A 17,503-nucleotide genomic window follows, 5' to 3' on the forward strand; every position below is an offset into this window, starting at 1 on the left:
AACGGGCGCTAGCCAACGTTCGGGTCGGCAATCGGATCGGCCATTTCCCTATCGGCGCTTCCCGCGCCTACGCGAAAGCGACGCACACGTGTCGCAAGATCAAGCTTTGGACGATTGCGCCGAACCATGACGCGCACTTCCTGTCACACCTCTGACGATCGCCGGCCCGCTCCCGGGAGCCTTGTACAACGGACCTTTGCCGTACGCTTGCGCTATGTCATGCGCATGACAAGGTGGCAGCCATTGCCGGTTTTTCTTCACTGATCTTGCCGCGAACAATCGCTGCAGCACCCGCTAACCTGCCTGACAGTCCTTTTCAAGGAGTGGCGCCATGGCCGAAGCAACCTCCCGTCCGACCCCGCCGAAAACATTGGAGCCCGAAACGTTGCGCAAGATGGACCGCTACTGGCGCGCCTGCAACTACCTCTCGGCCGGCATGATCTACCTGCGCGACAACCCGCTGTTGCGCGAACCGCTCAGACCCGAACACATCAAGAATCGCCTGCTGGGCCATTGGGGCTCGGATCCAGGGCAAAGCTTCCTGCTGGTGCATCTGAACCGGCTGATCAAGAAGCTCGATCTGAACGTGATCTATATCGCCGGCCCGGGCCACGGCGCGCCTGCCACGCTGGCCCATTGCTACCTCGAGGGCCATTACTCGGAAATCTATCCTGACCGCAGCGAAGACGAAGCCGGCATGCGGCGCTTCTTCCGCCAGTTCTCGTTTCCCGGCGGCATCGGCTCGCATTGCACGCCCGAAACGCCGGGCTCGATTCACGAAGGCGGCGAGCTCGGCTATAGCCTGTCGCACGGCTACGGCGCCGCGTTCGACAACCCGGACCTGATCGTTACGGTGATGATCGGTGACGGCGAGGCGGAAACCGGACCGCTGGCCACGTCATGGCACTCGAACAAATTCCTCAACCCGATTCGCGATGGCGCGGTGCTGCCGGTTCTGCATCTGAATGGCTACAAGATTGCCAATCCGACGATCCTCGCGCGGATTCCCCGCGAGGAACTCGAGGCCTTGCTGACCGGCTATGGCCACAAGCCGTATTTCGTCGAGGGTGACGATCCGGACACCATGCATCAACAGATGGCCGCGACACTGGAACAATGCATCGGCGAAATCCGTGCGATCCAGCAGCATGCACGCGAAGCCAACGACGCAACGCGGCCGCGCTGGCCGATGATCGTACTGCGTTCGCCAAAAGGCTGGACCGGACCGAAGGAAGTCGACGGCCATCAGGTGGAAGGCTCGTGGCGCGCGCACCAGGTGCCGGTGCTCGATCCGGTCACGAATGGCAAGAGCCTGAAACTTGTCGAAGGCTGGCTGCGCAGTTATGAACCGGAATCGTTATTCGACAAAGCAGGGCGTCTGGTCGACGAACTGCGCGAACTCGCGCCCGAAGGCACGCGTCGCATCAGCGCCAATCCGCATGCGAATGGCGGCATGCTGTGCAAAACGCTCGACCTGCCGGCTTTTTGCGACTACGCGGTTGCGGTGAAAAAGCCCGCAAGCTCGTACACGTCACCTACCGAGGTGCTCGGCACGTTTCTGCGCGACGTCATGCGCAACAACATGACGAACTTTCGCGTCTTCGGACCCGACGAAACCGCGAGCAACAAGCTGACGGCCATCTACGAGGCCTCCGGGAAAACCTGGCTGGCCGAAACCATGGCAAGCGACGCTGATGGCGGCGAACTCTCGGTGGACGGCCGCGTGATGGAGATGCTGAGCGAGCACACGCTCGAAGGCTGGTTCGAAGGTTACGTGCTGACCGGACGCCATGGGCTGTTCGCCACCTATGAAGCGTTCGTCCACGTGATCGATTCGATGTTTAACCAGCACGCCAAGTGGCTGGAGAAAGCGAAGCGCGATCTCGGCTGGCGGCAGCCAGTGCCGTCAATCAACCTGCTGATCACGTCGCTGGTATGGCGTCAGGATCACAATGGCTTCACGCACCAGGACCCGGGGTTTCTCGATGTCGTGACCAACAAGAGCCCGGACGTGGTGCGTATTTATCTGCCGCCAGATGCTAACTGTCTGCTGAGCGTCGCCGATCATTGTTTGCGTTCGCGCGACTACGTCAACGTGATCGTGGCCGACAAGCAGCCGCATCTGCAGTATCTCGACATGGATTCGGCCGTCACGCATTGCACCAAGGGCATCGGCATCTGGGATTGGGCGTCGACGGATCAGGGCGTCGAGCCGGACGTGGTGATGGCGTGCGCGGGCGACATCGCGACAATGGAAGCGCTTGCCGCCGTGCAGATTCTGAAGGAGCGCTTTCCCGAGTTGAAAATCCGCTTCGTCAACGTGGTCGATCTGTTCCGCCTGATGCCTGAACATGCGCATCCGCACGGTCTGTCCGATCGCGATTTCGATTCGTTGTTCACCACCAGCACGCCGGTGATTTTCAACTTCCATTCGTATGCGTCGCTGGTGCATAAGCTCACGTACAACCGCACCAATCACGGCAATCTGCATGTGCACGGCTACCACGAGAAAGGCAACATCAATACGCCGCTCGAACTGGCGATTATCAATCAGGTCGACCGTTTCTCGCTGGCTATCGACGTGATCGATCGCGTGCCGGCGCTGCGTGGCGTCGGCGACCACGCGAAAGAGTGGTTGCGTGGGCAGATCATCGAGCATCTTGCTTATGCGCATGCCGAGGGCATCGACAAGGAAGAGATCCGCAACTGGACGTGGAAGGGCTGAGCGGAGCGTGCCATGGAGACTCATAAGAAGACCGGCGACCCGACTCCGACAATTCTGGTGTTGAACAGCGGTTCGTCGTCGCTAAAATTCGGACTGTTTACGCATTCCGCGCGCTCCGGCGGCGACGAAACCTTGCTGCTGGAAGGCAGTGCCGAAGGTATTGGGCGCGGCGACGGAAGCTTGCGCATCAAGTCGCCTGACGGCCGCGTGCTGGTGCAGGAGAAGGATGTGCTGGAGTCGCAGACCGACGCGTTGCAGAAGCTCGCGCGCGTGCTTGCGGAGCAGAAGCACGGGCGTCCTGCTGCGGTGGGGCATCGCGTGGTGCATGGTGGGCCGCATCTGCGAACGCATCAACGCTTGACACCTGAAGTCCGGCAGCGCTTGCAGGACGCCGTGCACTTTGCGCCCTTGCACATTCCACCGGCGCTGGCATTGATCGACGAGGCAACCAGGATTTTCGGCGACGCGGAGCATTTCGCCTGCTTCGATACGGCGTTTCATTCCACACTGCCGGCACGCACGGCGCAACTGGCGTTGCCCCGCCGCTATGCGGAGGCCGGCGTGATTCGCTACGGCTTTCACGGGCTGTCGTATGAATCGTTGGTGACGCAACTCGGCGCTGATTTGCCGCCGCGAGCGGTGTTCGCCCATTTGGGCAACGGGTCGAGTTTATGTGCATTGCAGAACGGCAAATCAGTCGATACGTCGATGGGTCTCACGCCGACCGGCGGCGTGCCGATGGGCACACGCAGTGGCGACCTTGATCCGGGCGTGCTGCTGTATCTGATGCGCGTGGAGAAGCTCGATGCCGATGCGCTGGAGACGCTGTTGAATCGCCAGAGCGGTCTCGCCGGTTACGCCGATGGCGAGAGCGATATGCAGGCGCTGGAAAAGCGTGTCGCGGCGGGCGATGAGAATGCATCGCTGGCGCTGGATGCGTTTGCTACCGCCGTGCGCAAGACGATTGGCGCCTATGCGGCTGTGCTGGGCGGGATCGATTTGCTGGTGTTCACGGGTGGAATCGGTGAACACAGTGAGGAGATTCGTAAGCGCGTGTGCGAGGGGCTTGCGTTTTTGGGGCTATCGGAGGGGGATTCAGCGGGGAAGGTGAGGGCGATTCATACCGAGGAGGAGAAGCAGATTGCAAGGCATTGCCGGATGCTGTTGCGAGCCGAAGCGGGTTAGGGTTATGTCGCTTTGATGGTGGCGTGATCGGAGACGCCGGTGACGCCGAAGAGGCGGGAGACATCTTCGAGCGCGGCGGCGTGTTGCTGGTCGTGCTGAAGTACGCCGAGCAGGGTGATGCGTCCGTGTGAGACTTTGACTTGCAGGGTGTTTGGGGGAACGGCTGCATCCCATGCCAGACGCCTCCTCGCTTCTGCGGCGATCTGTTCATCAGTGAGGCGCATGGCTGGGTTGCTGCGCCTGACGGAGCGGGATCTGGTCATGGACATTCCCTCGAGAGTAGGTGCTGATTGGACAACACTAGCAGATGTGGCCGATTTTTCCTTTGTCGGCGTGTCCAATGGAACCACTGCGACGGCGCGCGCAGCGCCGCCGGAAGTATGGCATTGAGCGCCGCGCACGCAAACAGGCCCTATTGAATAGAACCCGCCAAAACCTGCGCCGTAGCCGCCGACAACGTCCACCCCAAATGTCCATGCCCGGTGTTGTAGAAAACGCCGCGCCGTTTCCCGCGCCCAACCTTCGGCAACATACTCGGCAGCATGGGCCGCAACCCCGCCCACGGAATCACCTTCGAAGTCGACACTTCAGGAAAATACTGTCGAGTCCAGTCGACCAGAGGCGCAATCCGATCCGACCGGATATCCCGATTGAACCCATTGATCTCCGCAGTGCCGGCGACCCGGAACCGATCCACGCCAAGCCGGCTCGTCACGATCTTCGCGCTGTCGTCGAGCAAACTTACCCACGGCGCGTTCTGCTGACTCACTTCATCATCGAGACATACGGTGATCGAATAACCCTTAACCGGGTAGACGTTCACGTGATCGCCAAGCATCGCCGCGAAGTCGCGGCTCTTCACACCGGCGCACACCACGATCCGCTCGAAAGCAAACTGTTGCGACTCATCTTCCAGATTGACCCTCAACGAGAACCGCCCCTCGGCCGGCTGCTCGATCGAAGTAATCTCCGCGTCGTAGTGAAATTCCACACCATGGCGCACGCAAGCCTCGGCCAACCCGCGAGTGAATTTGTGAATATCGCCAGTCGAATCCGATGGCGTAAAAAAACCACCAAAGAAATCACCATGCAGCGTGGGCTCGATCGCGTGCAACTCGCCCGACGTCACCGGATTCCGCTCCAGCCCGCCTTCGCGCAGCAATTCATTCACCTTGCTAGCCGCATCGAACTCCTTGCGCGTCTTGTAGATGTGCAAAATGCCGCGCCGCTCCAGATCGAAGTCGATCCCTTCGCGCTCGGCAATCGAAAACAGATGCTCGCGCGCCGCAATCGCGAGCCGCACCGTTTCGACGGTGTTCGCACGGTAGTGCGGAATCTGCCGCAAAAATTCGCCCATCCACGAATACTTGTGCCACGTGGGCATCGGATTGAGCAGCAGCGGGGCGTCGCGCGTGAGCATCCAGCGCAAGCCCTTGAGCACCGTGGCCGCGCTGTTCCAGACTTCGGCATTGCTGGCGGACAGTTGGCCGCCGTTGGCGAACGAGGTCTCCATCGCCGCATAGCGATGACGTTCGAACACGGTGACGTGGTGGCCGCGTTGCGCAAGGGCGTGAGCAGTCGTGACGCCGGTAATGCCGGCGCCGATAATGGCGATTCGTGACATGACATGGTCCAGAGTAGTTGAGCATCACCGGTGTCGATTTCGTGTCGAAACCGGCGTCGATGCCCCATCTGTCCATGTACCTGAGAGTTTCTTCCCGTGAGCCTACGCTCGCGATGCAAGCGGTATGCAGGGAATCCCCTTCGGTGGGCGCGCACGGCGCCGCTCTCCAGATGTTCCAGCTGCGCGGTCCTTTTGCCTGAGAGTTTCCGGGGCGGTTGCTCCGTCGGCGTCGTCACAATCCTCTGACGATCTCTCCCGCGCTGCATTGCAGAACGGCTCGACGATACCGGGCAATAAATTTCACCGCAAGTGTTTCCTGCGATGCCGTGCGCAATTAGCCATGTTCACGGCGGCTCCTTCGGCGCCAATGCCCGCCGCCCCGGCGTCGCCCCGGCGCGCAGGTACACCCCGGCGAATTCGGTGCAGGCGGTGCGGATCATCTCGATCAACGTCGCAGCGACGGTGGTGGTCAGTTCGATATCGCGGCAGATCAACCCGATCGTCATGTCCGGCAGCGGCTCGGTCAAACCGATCTTACGCAGCAGTTTCTTGTACGGCGTCATATGGAACGGCAATTCCGACCACAGGCTGATGCGGTCGGTAGTGCTGGCCATCTCAAGGTAGAGCGACGTCGACGTGCAACGCAGCACATTTTTCGGCGGCGCTACGTCCTGGCTGCCGAACAGCGTGCCGATCAGGCTCGTCGAATCGTCGAGCGCATCCCAGCTGAGCCACGCTGCCTGAACGAGCGCCCGCAGAGAATGCGTGCCGCGCAGCGGATGGTCGGTGCGCACACCCAACGTGGTGGCGATCGTGTAGAGCGTCTCCCAGTAAAAACGCGTGTCGGTCGGCTGACCGATGCGCGAGACAAGGCCGAAATCGATTGAGCCGTCCGCGAGACCCTCCTGGATCTGCGCCGGACGCAACTCGAACACGTTCAGGGTGACTTGCGGATAAACGCGCGAAAACTCCCGCAACGCCTCAGCAAACGGCCCGGCAGACGTTACCGGCGTAACGCCCACCGTCACGGTGCCGCGCGCGATGCCGAGCAGCGTGGAAATGTCCTCGTGTGCGTGGCGCAGTTCCTGTTCGATTGCACGCGCATGGCGAATCAGGCTTTGCCCGTACGGCGTGAGCTGCGTGCCCTTGGCTGAGCGCACGAACATCGGCGCGCCGAGTTCCGCCTCCAGATCGGACAGCGCCTTGCTCACTGCAGGCTGCGTGACATGCAGCGCGCGCGACGCCTCGTGGATGCTGCCGTTCTCCGCGACGGCGATCAACGAGCGCAATTGGTGAAGTTTCATCGTCGAATCCACTGGATGGCGCCTCGGCTGTGTGCCGCGGCAGCCTCCAGTGTGGGGATAAATAAAAGTGATGGCTATAAAAACAAACGATTTGCGCTCGGAAATTGACGACCTCACTGTTCGGTTGACGTCGGCTCGCCAGGCGACGCAGTCCCTTCCACCGGAATCATCGGAATTCTCATGGCAAATCTGCACACCTCGCTGCAACCCGCGCCAGTCGACGCGGTGCCCCAGGGGCCGGTTCAGGGGCTCACCCGATTGCCCACACAATTGTCCGCTCAGACGTCGGCTCAGCCGCGCGCCTCGAAGTTCGCGCTGATCGCCGCGACCACGCTGGGCAACGGCCTGGAGATGTTCGACTTCACGATTTACAGTTTCTTCGCGGTGCTGATCGGCAAGCTGTTTTTCCCGTCGCATACGGCCTTCGGCTCGCTACTAATGGCGGTCGCCACCTTCGGAATCGGCTTCGTCATGCGGCCGCTGGGCGGCATCCTGATCGGCAATTACGCGGATCGGGCAGGCCGCAAGGCCGCAATGACCCTGACCATCGCGCTGATGGCACTCGGCACGGCATTGATCGGCCTTGCGCCCACCTACGCGCAGATCGGCCTGTTCGCGCCGCTCCTGATCGTGATCGGACGCTTGCTGCAAGGCTTCTCGGCAGGCGGTGAGATCGGCGCGTCGACCACGTTGTTGATGGAGTCGGGCGTACCGTCCACGCGCGGCTTTCTGGTCAGTTGGCAACTGGCGAGCCAGGGTGCGGCGGCGCTGGTCGGCGCGCTGAGCGGTTTTCTGCTGTCGCATTTCCTCGCGCCCGCCGATCTGGAAAGCTGGGGCTGGCGCATCCCGTTCCTGTGCGGTCTGCTGATCGGGCCGGTCGGCCTCTATATCCGCCGTACGCTGCATGAAACGCATCAGGTGACGTCGCGCGAAAGCAGTGCGTTTCGTGAGGTGATGGCACGTCATGGGCGGCAAGTATGCGTCGGCATTCTGATGATCGTCGGCGGCACGGCATCGATGTACATCGTCGTCTTCTACATGCCGACCTATTTGATCCGCGTATTGCATATGCCACCGGGCACCGCGTTCCTGTCGGGCTGCGTGGCCGGCGCGGTATTGCTGATCGGTTCGCCGCTCGCCGGTCTGCTGTCGGACCGTCTGCCGCGTCGCAAGCCGCTAGTCGTCGGCGCCACGCTGCTCGGCGCCGTGTTGATCTATCCGGCGTTCTGGCTGCTCAACCACACCGCGCAACTCGGCGTCGCGCTGACGGTGATCGCCGCGCTGGTCGGCTGTCTCGCGCTCGGTTCCAGTTCGGGCTTTCTGATTTTGATGGAAGGCTTTCCTAAGCATGTGCGGGCCACGGGCTTGTCGGTGGTGTACAGCATCGGCGTGTCTGTATTCGGCGGCTTCGCGCAATTCATCGTCACATGGCTGATCAGCACGACCGGCAACCCCATGTCGCCGGCCTGGTACATGGTCACGTGCAGCGCGGTGTCTCTTGGCGCACTGGCGGCTTTGAAAGAGCACCGCGCCGACTAAACGCACGGCTGGAGATTTCGATCAATCGAAGCAGCGCAATTGATCGCCCGGAATGACTGGCAGGCCCCACAGAATCAAGAGAACCAACAGGAGAACATCGCATGTCTGAAGTACAAATCGTTGAGACGGATCTGCAGTCGACGGGACTTATTGCGGACGTCGTCGCCGACGAACAGACCTTCGTCGATCTGCGCCGCCAGATCCACGCCCATCCGGAGACGGGGTTCGACGTCGTCAACACCGCTGAACTGGTTGCACGTTTGCTGAAGGAGTGGGGCTATGAAGTGCATACCGGCATCGGCGGCACGGGCGTGGTCGGGCAGCTGAAACTGGGCAACGGGACACGCAAGATCGGCATTCGCGCGGACATGGACGCTTTGCCGATTCACGAGCAGACGCATCTGCCGTACGCGAGCCGGATTCCGGGCAAGATGCACGCCTGCGGACACGACGGCCACACCGCGATCCTGCTCGCCGCCGCCAAACATCTGGCGACGAGCCGAGGCTTCAACGGCACGCTCAACCTGATCTTCCAGCCCGACGAAGAAAACCTGTGCGGCGCGCGCCGCATGATCGAAGAGGGCCTGTTCGAGCGCTTTCCATGCGATGCGGTCTACGCGCTGCACAACGGGCCTGGCATTCCGGTCGGCCAGGTCGTGGTCAAGACGGGCGGCGTGACCGCAGCCTCGGACGTCGCCACGGTCACACTGACGGGCGTAGGTGGCCACGGCGCGATGCCCGACAGAGCGCGAGACCCGATCGTCGCGGCCGGCTCGTTGATCATGGCGTTGCAGACCATCGTCTCGCGCAATCTGCCGGCCTCTGAAGTGGGCGTGGTGAGCATCGGCGGAATTCACGCGGGCGCGACCCACAACGTGATCCCCGAGACGGTGAAGCTCTTGCTGAACATGCGCTCGACCAACCCCGAGATGCGCGAGCGGATCGAAAAGCGCGTGCATGAAATCGTCACGCTGCAGGCGCAATGCTTCGGCGTGGAAGCCTCGATCGACTACAAACGGCTCGTGCCGGTGGTGGTCAATGCCGAAGCGCCGACCACGCTTGCGCGTAATGTGCTGACCGATCTGGTCGGCGCCGCGAACGTGCTGACCGACACCAAAGGCATGATGGGCAGCGAAGACTTCGCATGGATGTCCGATGTGGTGCCGGGCTGCTATGTGGTGATCGGCAACGGCGTGGGCGAGTGGGGCGGTTGCATGGTGCACAACCCGAAATACGACTTTAACGACCGCATCATCAGTCTTGGCGCGAGCTATTGGGTCAAGCTCGTGGAAGCGTACCTCGGCTGACTTCACCTGGCAGTAGCGCGGTAAATCGCGCGCCGTGATCCGGAGCACGGCGCGCGTTGCCAGTCAATCGCGACTCTCAACAAGCGACGCAGCGGTCGCACGCACATGTGCAATCCTCCGTGCGACGAGCGCCTTTCAACCGCCTATCCGGACTCTTCATGTGGGATTAAAGGCTTGAACCGGTAGCATCGGCTATATTTGGCGGCATTGCCCGACTTCAATTCCCACAGGAGAACGCCGTGCCCGCTGCCACAACGCTGCTCGCCTTTGCCCTGATCTCGCTCGGCATGGTGCTCACACCTGGCCCGAACATGATCTATCTGATCTCTCGATCGCTCTGCCAGGGATGGCGCGCCGGGCTCGTGTCGCTCGGTGGCGTCGCGCTCGGCTTTGTGTTCTACATGTTTTGCGCGGCGTTCGGTATCACCGCACTGCTGTTGACGGTGCCCTATGCGTACGACGCGCTGCGTTTCGGCGGCGCGCTCTACCTGCTGTATCTGGCGTGGCAGGCGGTCAAGCCGGGCGGCCGCTCGCCGTTCCAGGTGCGCGACCTGCCGCACGACAGCCGCCGCAAACTGTTCACCATGGGGCTCGTCACGAACCTCGCGAATCCGAAGATCGCGGTGATGTATCTGTCGCTGCTGCCTCAATTTATTTCACCGGAGCACGGCAGCGTGCTCACGCAGTCGATCGCGCTGGGTTGCGTGCAAATCGTCGTCTCCGTCACGATCAACGCGTTGATTGCGACCATGGCAGGTTCGATCGCCGGGTTTCTCGCGGGGCGGCCGGTCTGGCTGCAGATACAACGCTGGCTGATGGGCACCGTGCTCGCCGGTCTGGCCGTGCGGATCGCGCTCGATTCGCGCCGTTGAGCCACGCGATGCAGACTCGCCTGCGTCACGCTCACAGCGTCTTGTACATGATGGTGGTTGAATCAAGCCGCTCCTCCAGCGTGTCGCGGCAAAACTGCGGGATCACACCAGCCGTCTGATAACCGAGCGCGGCATAGAGTGGCTCGGCCTTGTCGCCGGTGCGCGTATCGAGCGTCAGCAGGCTGCGCTGCAACTGGTGCGCACGGCGTTCCAGTTCCGCCATCAGCGCTTTGGCAATGCCCTGGCGGCGAAACCCTGGGTGGACCAGCAGCTTGCGCACCTCGGCGCGATGACGCTGGTTCGGCATCGTGTCGTAATCCAGTTGCACGGTGCCGGCGATCGATTCGCCATGTCGAGCGACGAACAGCACCAGCGCGTCCGCACGCAGCGACGGCAGCACCTTGCCGCTCCAGAACGCCTCACTCTCCTCGACGCTATACGGCATCACAAAGCCGACGCTCGCACCGTCATGCACGCAGGCACGCAGCAGCGCGCCGAGTTCGCGCAGATGGTGAACGAGGTCGTCGGCGGAAAAGGTCGTGATGGTGGTCGCGTTCATGGTGGCTCGAACTCAGACGATGAAGAGGATGTAGCGCGCCGCGCTATGCGAGGGCGTGACGAAAGCACTGGGACCGAACAGCTGATAGCGTAGACAGTCGCCGGGTTGCAGATCGTGACTTCGGCCGTCGACGGTGATCTGCAATTGCCCTTCAAGCAGGATCAGATGATGTTCGAGGCCGGCCCGCGGCGACGCGTCGTAGGTGATGCGCACACCTGCATCGAGCTCGCACTCCAGCGCCTCGCCGCTCAGCGCCTGGGCGGGTGGCGACACGGAGCGGCGCCGGAAGCCGACGCTCGGATCGATCCAGACCGACTGCGTATCGCGTGACACAAGCGGCGCGAAGTCTTCTTCAACCATGTGCATGAGACGCGACATCGGCAAGCCGTAGGCAACGCAGAGCTTGCCCAGCACGCTCGCGGTGGGGCTCACAGCGGCGTTCTCGAGGCGCGAGAGGGTGGCGCGGCTGACGTTGCTCAGCTTGGCGAGATCGTCGAGCGACCAGTTGCGCTCGGCGCGTAATCCGCGCAAACGCTGGGCGATGCGGCGGTCGATGGCATTGTCGTCGGTGAGCGTGTTTTCCATATTCGGGAAATTATCTCGAATATGGGAATTCGTCAACGAAACAAAAATGCGCCGGCTCGGATGCGAACGCGTTCCGGGCACGCTTCGCCATTGCGGAGATTCGTACACTGCGAGCGGCCGGGCCGTTTATCATAGTGGCCACAAACTAAAACCTGCCGCCCGGCTGTGCAACGGTAAGGCACACCATCCACGAGACCCGGCGGCGCATGCCGCGACATCTTCTATGAACTCAACTCCCGACGCTGTTTCCCGTCCCTCCATCCGCGCTTTGACCTTGCTTGAAGGGCGCGTGCTTAGCGTGCTCGTCGAAAAACAGCACACTGTGCCGGACAGTTATCCGCTTTCGCTGAACGCGCTGACTTTGGGCTGCAATCAGAAGACCGGCCGCGCACCCGTGATGAATGCGACCGAAGCCGAGGTGCTGACCGCCGTCGACGGATTGAAGCGGTTGAGCCTGGTGATGGAGGGTAGCAGTAGCCGAGTACCGCGTTTCGAGCACAACATGAATCGGGTGTTGGGCTTGCCAAGCCAGTCGGCTGCATTACTGACCACGCTACTGTTGCGCGGTCCGCAGACCGCGGCCGAGTTGCGCTTGAACAGCGCGCGCCTGCATGGATTTGCTGACATCTCGTCGGTCGAGGCGTTTCTCGACGAACTGGCTGCCAACGATCCGCCGCGGGTGGCAAAGCTGGCCCGCACGCCGGGCGAGCGCGAAAATCGCTGGGTGCATCTGCTATGCGGCGAAGTCAGCGCAAGCGATCTTGCCCAGCCGGGCGGAGACGACGAGGTCGTGCCGCTGTCGGCGTTCGAGGCGGTCAAAGCTGAACAGAAGCGGCTCGCCGACGAGCTGAGCCGGCTTCAGATCGTGGTGCGGCGCATGGCTGCGGAGTTGGGGATTGAAGTTGAAGAGCTGGGTACGGGGGATTGAAACGCGACTGGCGCCTGGTCTTTCGCACGCTGCGAGCGTGGGAGCGTCCAGGCGCGCGAGAAACCTGAAACTAGAACTTGTAGTTCACCGAAGCGAGTGTATTGAGTTCGAATCTTTTTTCGGTAATCGGGCTATTCGCTGCATCGTGCTCCAGTCGCCCGAATGTCGCGGAAACCGACCCATTCCAGTGCTTCGAAAAATCGTAAGTCACCTGGGCGTTCATATGGACGTCGCGCACGCCTGCACTGGTGCTGTACGTGGGCAAACCTGACGCCGCGCTTTGCTGCCCGGACACGCCGAAAAACGTCCGCGTATAAGTGCCATTCGCCCAGGTGAAACCAGGTCCCACCGAGAACAACCAGCCGCCAACCGGCGCGGACGCCACGAAATCCGTGCTGACCGTCGTCCCCTGATGATGTCCGGCGATATCCTGGTACAAGGCCACCGACCCGGTAAACGCCCACCACGTGTAGTCGGCGAAGAGCTTCAGTTTCGGCCCGCCATTCACATTGCCAAGTCCATGCAGGCGCGGATCGTCTGACTCCTTGCGCATCTGGAAATCGAAACTCAATGCAGCGCCCACGTGATAGGCAGGACCGCGCAGCACGTTCACGCCGAGCACGTCCGGACCTTGCGAGAAAATCCGGTCGTCGTATGAGATGTCCAGCGCAGGGAACGGGAATACGCTCAACTGACGGGACCCCGGGTACTTGGGCGTAATCACCACGCCAGGGCCTACGCCGATTTTCCATTTGCTGTCGGTGGCCGCGCCGGTGCTGGCGTCTGTCGTCGCGGTCGGACTTGCATCGTCCGCGTAGGCAGCGCGCGCAGCGCAAAGGCCGAGCGCAGCGGCGAGCAGCAGCGACATGCGTGCGGATTTGCCGAACCTCAGCGTGGTATCCGCCGTCATACGCGCTCCTTGCCAAGCGCCGCGAGTTGCCTGAGGCGTCGCGCCAAAGCCTTCGAGACAACCTGTTGTTTGCCGTCGTCGCCGCTATGGACGGCTTCGCTTTCGCGCAGGAATAGGGCGGTTTCGCGCGCGACGATTTCGCGCTCGTTGTCCGACGTAATCATGTGATACGAATCATCCAACCAGATTGTGCGTAAGAAGGCAGCGCCGATATTCGCGGCGACAAAACGGGCATTGCGCGGGCTCGACGTCTCGTCGTCGATCGCGTGGACAATCAGGCAATCGGTCTTGATGTCGCGTACCTGCGTGCGCACGCTCGCGGCGAGGCGGCTCGCCTGGTGCAATGCCGGCAATGAAATCGTCGACGGCCCGACTTCGCTGAAGTCGCTGCGTTGCATTGCGCGGGCGATCTTTGCTCGAAGCGCTTCGTTGCGCAGGCCGAACGGCGTTTCCTCGCGGTAGCGCCAGCGTTTGCGCATTGGCGTGAAGTACGCCCAGTTGAGCAGGAAACGATACCAGGGGATCGCCCAGCCGTCGTACGAGAGCGTCAGCGACAGCAACACGAGCGACTGCGCCCCTGGACGGCGATGCGCGAGTGCCAGTGCCAGGGCCGCGCCGATCGATAGCCCGCAGATCGAGACGCGGGCAAAGCGCTCAGCCAAAGCGTCGTACTCACGCACGGCGGCGTCGAGCCATGCCTCCATTGCCTCTTCTTCCGAGCCGGCGCTGTAGCCTGGCAGGATGGGCGCGCAGGTGGTGAAGCCCTCGGCGTTCAGAAAGCGGGCGAGAAAACGCAATTCAAGCGGCGAACTCGACAGGCCGTGCAACATCAGCACGGCATGATCGTCGCCCGGTAAGAAGAGACTCGTCGGTTGACTCATGGATCAGGCTCCGATCCGTAGGACGAGAAACTCGCCGGCATGGGTGGTGAACCGTTCGCACATGCACTCGGTCAGCTTCGACGGACCATCGCCGCTTTTCAGGTGCACGCGATGGCTGCCGGGCCACAGCGCCTTGCTGAGCCGCTGGATGTCGTCGGGATCGACATCGGCAAAGCGCGGGCCTGGTGCGATCTCGTTGGGCAGGCGCGGCAGCATGCCTTGCGGCTTGACGTCGTTGCCCGGCTGTAGCGCGTTGCGCTCGAGCGCCTGAATGAAAATGAACGTTCTGTGGTGATGGGACAGGTGGCGCAGCAGCCGGTGCGTTTCGTCGACGCCGCGGCGCGCCAGCATGCGTTCGTTATCGTGACGCAACAGCATTTCATAGCGCGATTGCGCAACCGATGCGATCAGTTCGGCACGAAACTGCGAGCGACGCAGGCGTTCGATCAGCACGATGACAATCAGTGTTACCAACGGATACGAGATCAGCAGGACCACGTCCGCGCGATCGAATACAGCGATGGTGGCGTAGGGCGGCACGAACAGATAGTCGGCGATACCCAGGCCGAGCACCATGACGCTTAGCGCCGGAGCCAACCCGCAAAAGTATTCGACCAGGGCCGCCGCGATACAAAACGCGGTCCCCGGCATGATCGGTCCCAGCAGCGGATGGAGCAACAGGCGTACTCCGCTCGCGATCGCCAATGCGGCGGCCGCGGTGAGCCAGACGCGGGTTCCCCGTGGTGCCCAACGACGGGCGTTTTGGACTTCCATAATCTTTTTTTTAGGGAGCGATTGCGCTTCCCGATTGAGTGTGGCAATGCGCTTTTAAGCGCAGGTCGGACGATACCATAATCAGGCGGACGGAAAGGCCCGGTAAGACGTAAATACCGGAAGGCTGAGGGGAATATCGTGTTTCGAATGTGTGGTGGAAAAACACGCCTGCGCATAGGGGTATTCTCACCAGCGCGCATTGTGCGGGCAATGTCCTTAAGTGACGCTTAAGGGCCGCGAGGCGCGGCCCATATGGCCTGTGAGGCGCCTCACAAGGAATGGTGGCCGGTCTCTGCAATCGAAAACTGCATGGGGAAATGATGTGCTGCGGGTTCCGCGCATATACATCAGCGGCTACGTCGCTTCAATTGAAGTTAATGCCATTTACAAATGGCACAGAACATTTACGACGACACCGCATTCTTCGACAACTACAGCCAACTGGGCCGCTTGAAACAGGGCCTTGCCGGTGCTTTCAGGCGAGTGGGAGGCGCTCACGCATCGCGGCTTCGTCGCGGTTCGGCGGATAGGGTTCGCTGGGTGCGATAGAAAATACGCGGCGGCACGTTGGGTGAATCTTCTGCGAGCCGGTCGAGTTCGTCGCGGATCGCGGTGAGATAGTGGCCATCGCGTGCGTCGGCGTCACCTGCGAAGATCGCTTCCAGCCTGCGCCGCACAGCGCCATAGCGGGCCCCCGCCGCGCGATGCTTTTCCGCACGCTCCGCGTATCTGAGGAAGGTTTGCAGCGCGGCTGAAACCGCTGCCGCAACGCTCACGAAGCCCACGAAGATCCTGAGCGCCGGCGAGACAGCGCTCGAACTCAGCGATGCAAACACGGCCGTCCCCACGAACGCGGTTAATGCGGTGACCAGCCAGCCAACGCTGCGGTCCCGCGCCGATAACAGGTCGGCCATGTCGTAATGACTCATCTGGGATTCACGCGCACGACGGATCCACTTCAGCAGAAGCTGGTCTTCGTCGACCGGGGGCTCGTACGCAGTCAGGTTCTTCATCTCGCTCATCGGGGCTGTCCAGTATCGCAAGCGTAGCGCATGCGTTTGACGATACTGTGCCACATGAGTGCGACGCGCTGAAGGCCACGGACGCCGCCCGGATCAGCCGAGCAGGCGACGTACCCGTGGAATCACTTCTTCGGCAAAAATGCGCATGTCAGTCTCGAACGGCTGGAATTGCAACATGAACAACTCGATCCCCGCACGATGAAAAGCGGCGATCCCCTGCGCGACCGTGTCATAGCTGCCGACCAGTCCAGCCGCCGTGCCGCCGTTCGACCCCACGCGCGGCGTTTGCGCGAAGGTCTGGAACATCACCGCCTTGGGGTCGATGTTCGATTTCTGTTGCTCACGGAGCGGAGCATCTTTTGCCGCCAGTGCGAACAGATGGGCGAGGTGCCGGTCGGCAGCCTCGCCGGATTCGCGAGCGATGACGAAGGCCGACAAACCAAAACGCAACGGCTCGTGCGGCTCGGGGCGCTCGCGGTCGGAGACATCCGCGATCAACGCTTTGACGGCGTCCAGTGGCTGGCCGTTGATGAACCACACGTCGCCCTTGTCGGCGACCAGTTCCCGCGCCGGTTCCGATTCGCCGCCCACATAGATGCGCGGACGGCTGCGAAACGGATCCGCTGGGCGCAATAGATAGTCATCCACATTAAAATGCTCGCCGCGAAAACGCGTACGCGCGCCGCGTAGTAACGAATCCACCACCGTGATCCACTCGCGCCCGTAGGCATAGCGGGCGTCGTGCTCCGCGAAGCCGATACCGGCGCGCTCCAGCTCAGGACGATTCCACGCGTTGACGAGATTGATCGCGAAGCGCCCGCCACTGATGTGTTCGATCTGCTGCGCCATCTTTGCCAACACCACCGGGTGATACAGATACGGCTTGATGGCGGCGATGATCTCGATGCGCTCGGTCAGCGCCGCGAGCGCGGCCGACGCGGTCCACGCTTCGAGCTGATCGAAGTCGGGATTGTGCGGATTGATCGTATGTTGCGCGACCAGCACAGAGTCGTAGCCAAGCCGCTCGGCTTCGAGAACGAGGGCTTTGTTGCGCGCCCACGATGCGTCGTACGGTTCATCGGGGTCCTGCAGCGCGGCGCGGCTGCCGTGAACCAGCGCCCAGATACCGAAGCGGGGAGGGAGTGTCGACATAACGCAGAAATCTCCACGGTGAAAGCGTGCGCTTCAACTCGCATCAAACTTCGAATGATGAGCGATGCCGCCGTCGTGCGTTCCAATTTCTACCCATATCGATCGATGAAATCAGTCTTTGGCCGTGTGTCGTTCT

16 protein-coding genes and 1 riboswitch are annotated in these 17,503 nt (G+C 61.8%); of the genes, 6 read left to right on the top strand and 10 right to left on the bottom strand.

The window, feature by feature from the left end; all coding sequences use genetic code 11:
• Positions 1 to 331 precede the first annotated feature (331 nt).
• Together PQQ86_RS28960 and PQQ86_RS28965 are read left to right on the top strand one after the other, a co-directional pair.
• Positions 332 to 2,725, top strand: a complete 2,394-nt coding sequence (locus tag PQQ86_RS28960) for a phosphoketolase family protein (RefSeq protein WP_408274813.1) — start codon at positions 332 to 334, stop codon at positions 2,723 to 2,725.
• A gap of 12 nt (positions 2,726 to 2,737) precedes the next feature.
• On the top strand, positions 2,738 to 3,910 hold the full coding sequence (locus tag PQQ86_RS28965; protein WP_408274816.1) for an acetate/propionate family kinase: 1,173 nt from the start codon (positions 2,738 to 2,740) through the stop codon (positions 3,908 to 3,910).
• 2 nt (positions 3,911 to 3,912) lie between these two features.
• Here PQQ86_RS28965 and PQQ86_RS28970 read toward each other — a convergent pair whose 3' ends face one another.
• The 3 genes from PQQ86_RS28970 to PQQ86_RS28980 form a co-directional block, all read right to left on the bottom strand.
• Positions 3,913 to 4,134, bottom strand: coding sequence for a BON domain-containing protein (locus PQQ86_RS28970; protein ID WP_408274819.1), 222 nt, complete (start codon positions 4,132 to 4,134; stop codon positions 3,913 to 3,915).
• Between the two features lie 188 nt (positions 4,135 to 4,322).
• Positions 4,323 to 5,534 (bottom strand): D-amino acid dehydrogenase, encoded by a 1,212-nt coding sequence (locus PQQ86_RS28975; RefSeq protein ID WP_408274822.1) that lies wholly within the window; start codon positions 5,532 to 5,534, stop codon positions 4,323 to 4,325.
• 174 nt (positions 5,535 to 5,708) lie between these two features.
• Positions 5,709 to 5,802: riboswitch (glycine riboswitch) on the bottom strand.
• 76 nt (positions 5,803 to 5,878) lie between these two features.
• On the bottom strand, positions 5,879 to 6,838 hold the full coding sequence (locus PQQ86_RS28980) for a LysR family transcriptional regulator (protein ID WP_408274825.1): 960 nt from the start codon (positions 6,836 to 6,838) through the stop codon (positions 5,879 to 5,881).
• A 180-nt stretch (positions 6,839 to 7,018) separates the two neighbouring features.
• On the opposite strand from PQQ86_RS28980, the gene PQQ86_RS28985 reads away from it, so the two are divergent.
• The 3 genes from PQQ86_RS28985 to PQQ86_RS28995 all read left to right on the top strand — a co-directional run bounded on the left by PQQ86_RS28985 (position 7,019) and on the right by PQQ86_RS28995 (position 10,556).
• A complete protein-coding gene (locus PQQ86_RS28985) occupies positions 7,019 to 8,377 on the top strand; it encodes an MFS transporter (RefSeq protein ID WP_408274828.1) in 1,359 nt (452 codons plus the stop codon).
• A gap of 101 nt (positions 8,378 to 8,478) precedes the next feature.
• Positions 8,479 to 9,684 carry a M20 aminoacylase family protein gene (locus tag PQQ86_RS28990; RefSeq protein WP_408274830.1) on the top strand — a complete coding sequence of 402 codons (1,206 nt, stop codon included), beginning with the start codon at positions 8,479 to 8,481 and terminating at the stop codon, positions 9,682 to 9,684.
• Positions 9,685 to 9,923: 239 nt separating this feature from the next.
• Positions 9,924 to 10,556, top strand: coding sequence for a LysE family translocator (locus PQQ86_RS28995; protein ID WP_408274833.1), 633 nt, complete (start codon positions 9,924 to 9,926; stop codon positions 10,554 to 10,556).
• Between the two features lie 31 nt (positions 10,557 to 10,587).
• On the opposite strand, the gene PQQ86_RS29000 is transcribed toward PQQ86_RS28995, so the two are convergent.
• Positions 10,588 to 11,115, bottom strand: a complete 528-nt coding sequence (locus PQQ86_RS29000) for a GNAT family N-acetyltransferase (RefSeq protein ID WP_408274836.1) — start codon at positions 11,113 to 11,115, stop codon at positions 10,588 to 10,590.
• 12 nt (positions 11,116 to 11,127) lie between these two features.
• Entirely contained in the window at positions 11,128 to 11,700 is a 573-nt protein-coding gene (locus PQQ86_RS29005) for a helix-turn-helix domain-containing protein (protein WP_408274839.1), read from the bottom strand.
• A gap of 223 nt (positions 11,701 to 11,923) precedes the next feature.
• Here PQQ86_RS29005 and PQQ86_RS29010 point away from each other — a divergent pair, with 223 nt between their 5' ends.
• Positions 11,924 to 12,628, top strand: coding sequence for a YceH family protein (locus tag PQQ86_RS29010; RefSeq protein WP_408279388.1), 705 nt, complete (start codon positions 11,924 to 11,926; stop codon positions 12,626 to 12,628).
• 70 nt (positions 12,629 to 12,698) lie between these two features.
• Here the strand turns inward: PQQ86_RS29010 and PQQ86_RS29015 are convergent, their stop codons facing one another.
• From PQQ86_RS29015 to PQQ86_RS29035, 5 genes are all read right to left on the bottom strand, one after another.
• On the bottom strand, positions 12,699 to 13,538 hold the full coding sequence (locus PQQ86_RS29015; protein WP_408274842.1) for a MipA/OmpV family protein: 840 nt from the start codon (positions 13,536 to 13,538) through the stop codon (positions 12,699 to 12,701).
• On the bottom strand, positions 13,535 to 14,419 hold the full coding sequence (locus PQQ86_RS29020) for an alpha/beta hydrolase (protein ID WP_408274845.1): 885 nt from the start codon (positions 14,417 to 14,419) through the stop codon (positions 13,535 to 13,537). The genes PQQ86_RS29015 and PQQ86_RS29020 overlap by 4 nt, the downstream gene beginning before the upstream one ends.
• Positions 14,420 to 14,422: 3 nt before the next feature.
• A complete protein-coding gene (locus PQQ86_RS29025) occupies positions 14,423 to 15,193 on the bottom strand; it encodes a DUF4118 domain-containing protein (protein ID WP_408274848.1) in 771 nt (256 codons plus the stop codon).
• 494 nt (positions 15,194 to 15,687) lie between these two features.
• Complete coding sequence (locus PQQ86_RS29030) at positions 15,688 to 16,206, bottom strand: SLATT domain-containing protein (RefSeq protein WP_408279389.1); 519 nt, start codon at positions 16,204 to 16,206, stop codon at positions 15,688 to 15,690.
• Between the two features lie 102 nt (positions 16,207 to 16,308).
• Entirely contained in the window at positions 16,309 to 17,367 is a 1,059-nt protein-coding gene (locus PQQ86_RS29035; protein ID WP_408274850.1) for an LLM class flavin-dependent oxidoreductase, read from the bottom strand.
• Positions 17,368 to 17,503: the final 136 nt, after the last annotated feature.

The organism is Paraburkholderia sediminicola (genome assembly GCF_046026675.1).
GTDB classification, from domain to species: Bacteria; Pseudomonadota; Gammaproteobacteria; order Burkholderiales; family Burkholderiaceae; genus Paraburkholderia; species Paraburkholderia sediminicola_F.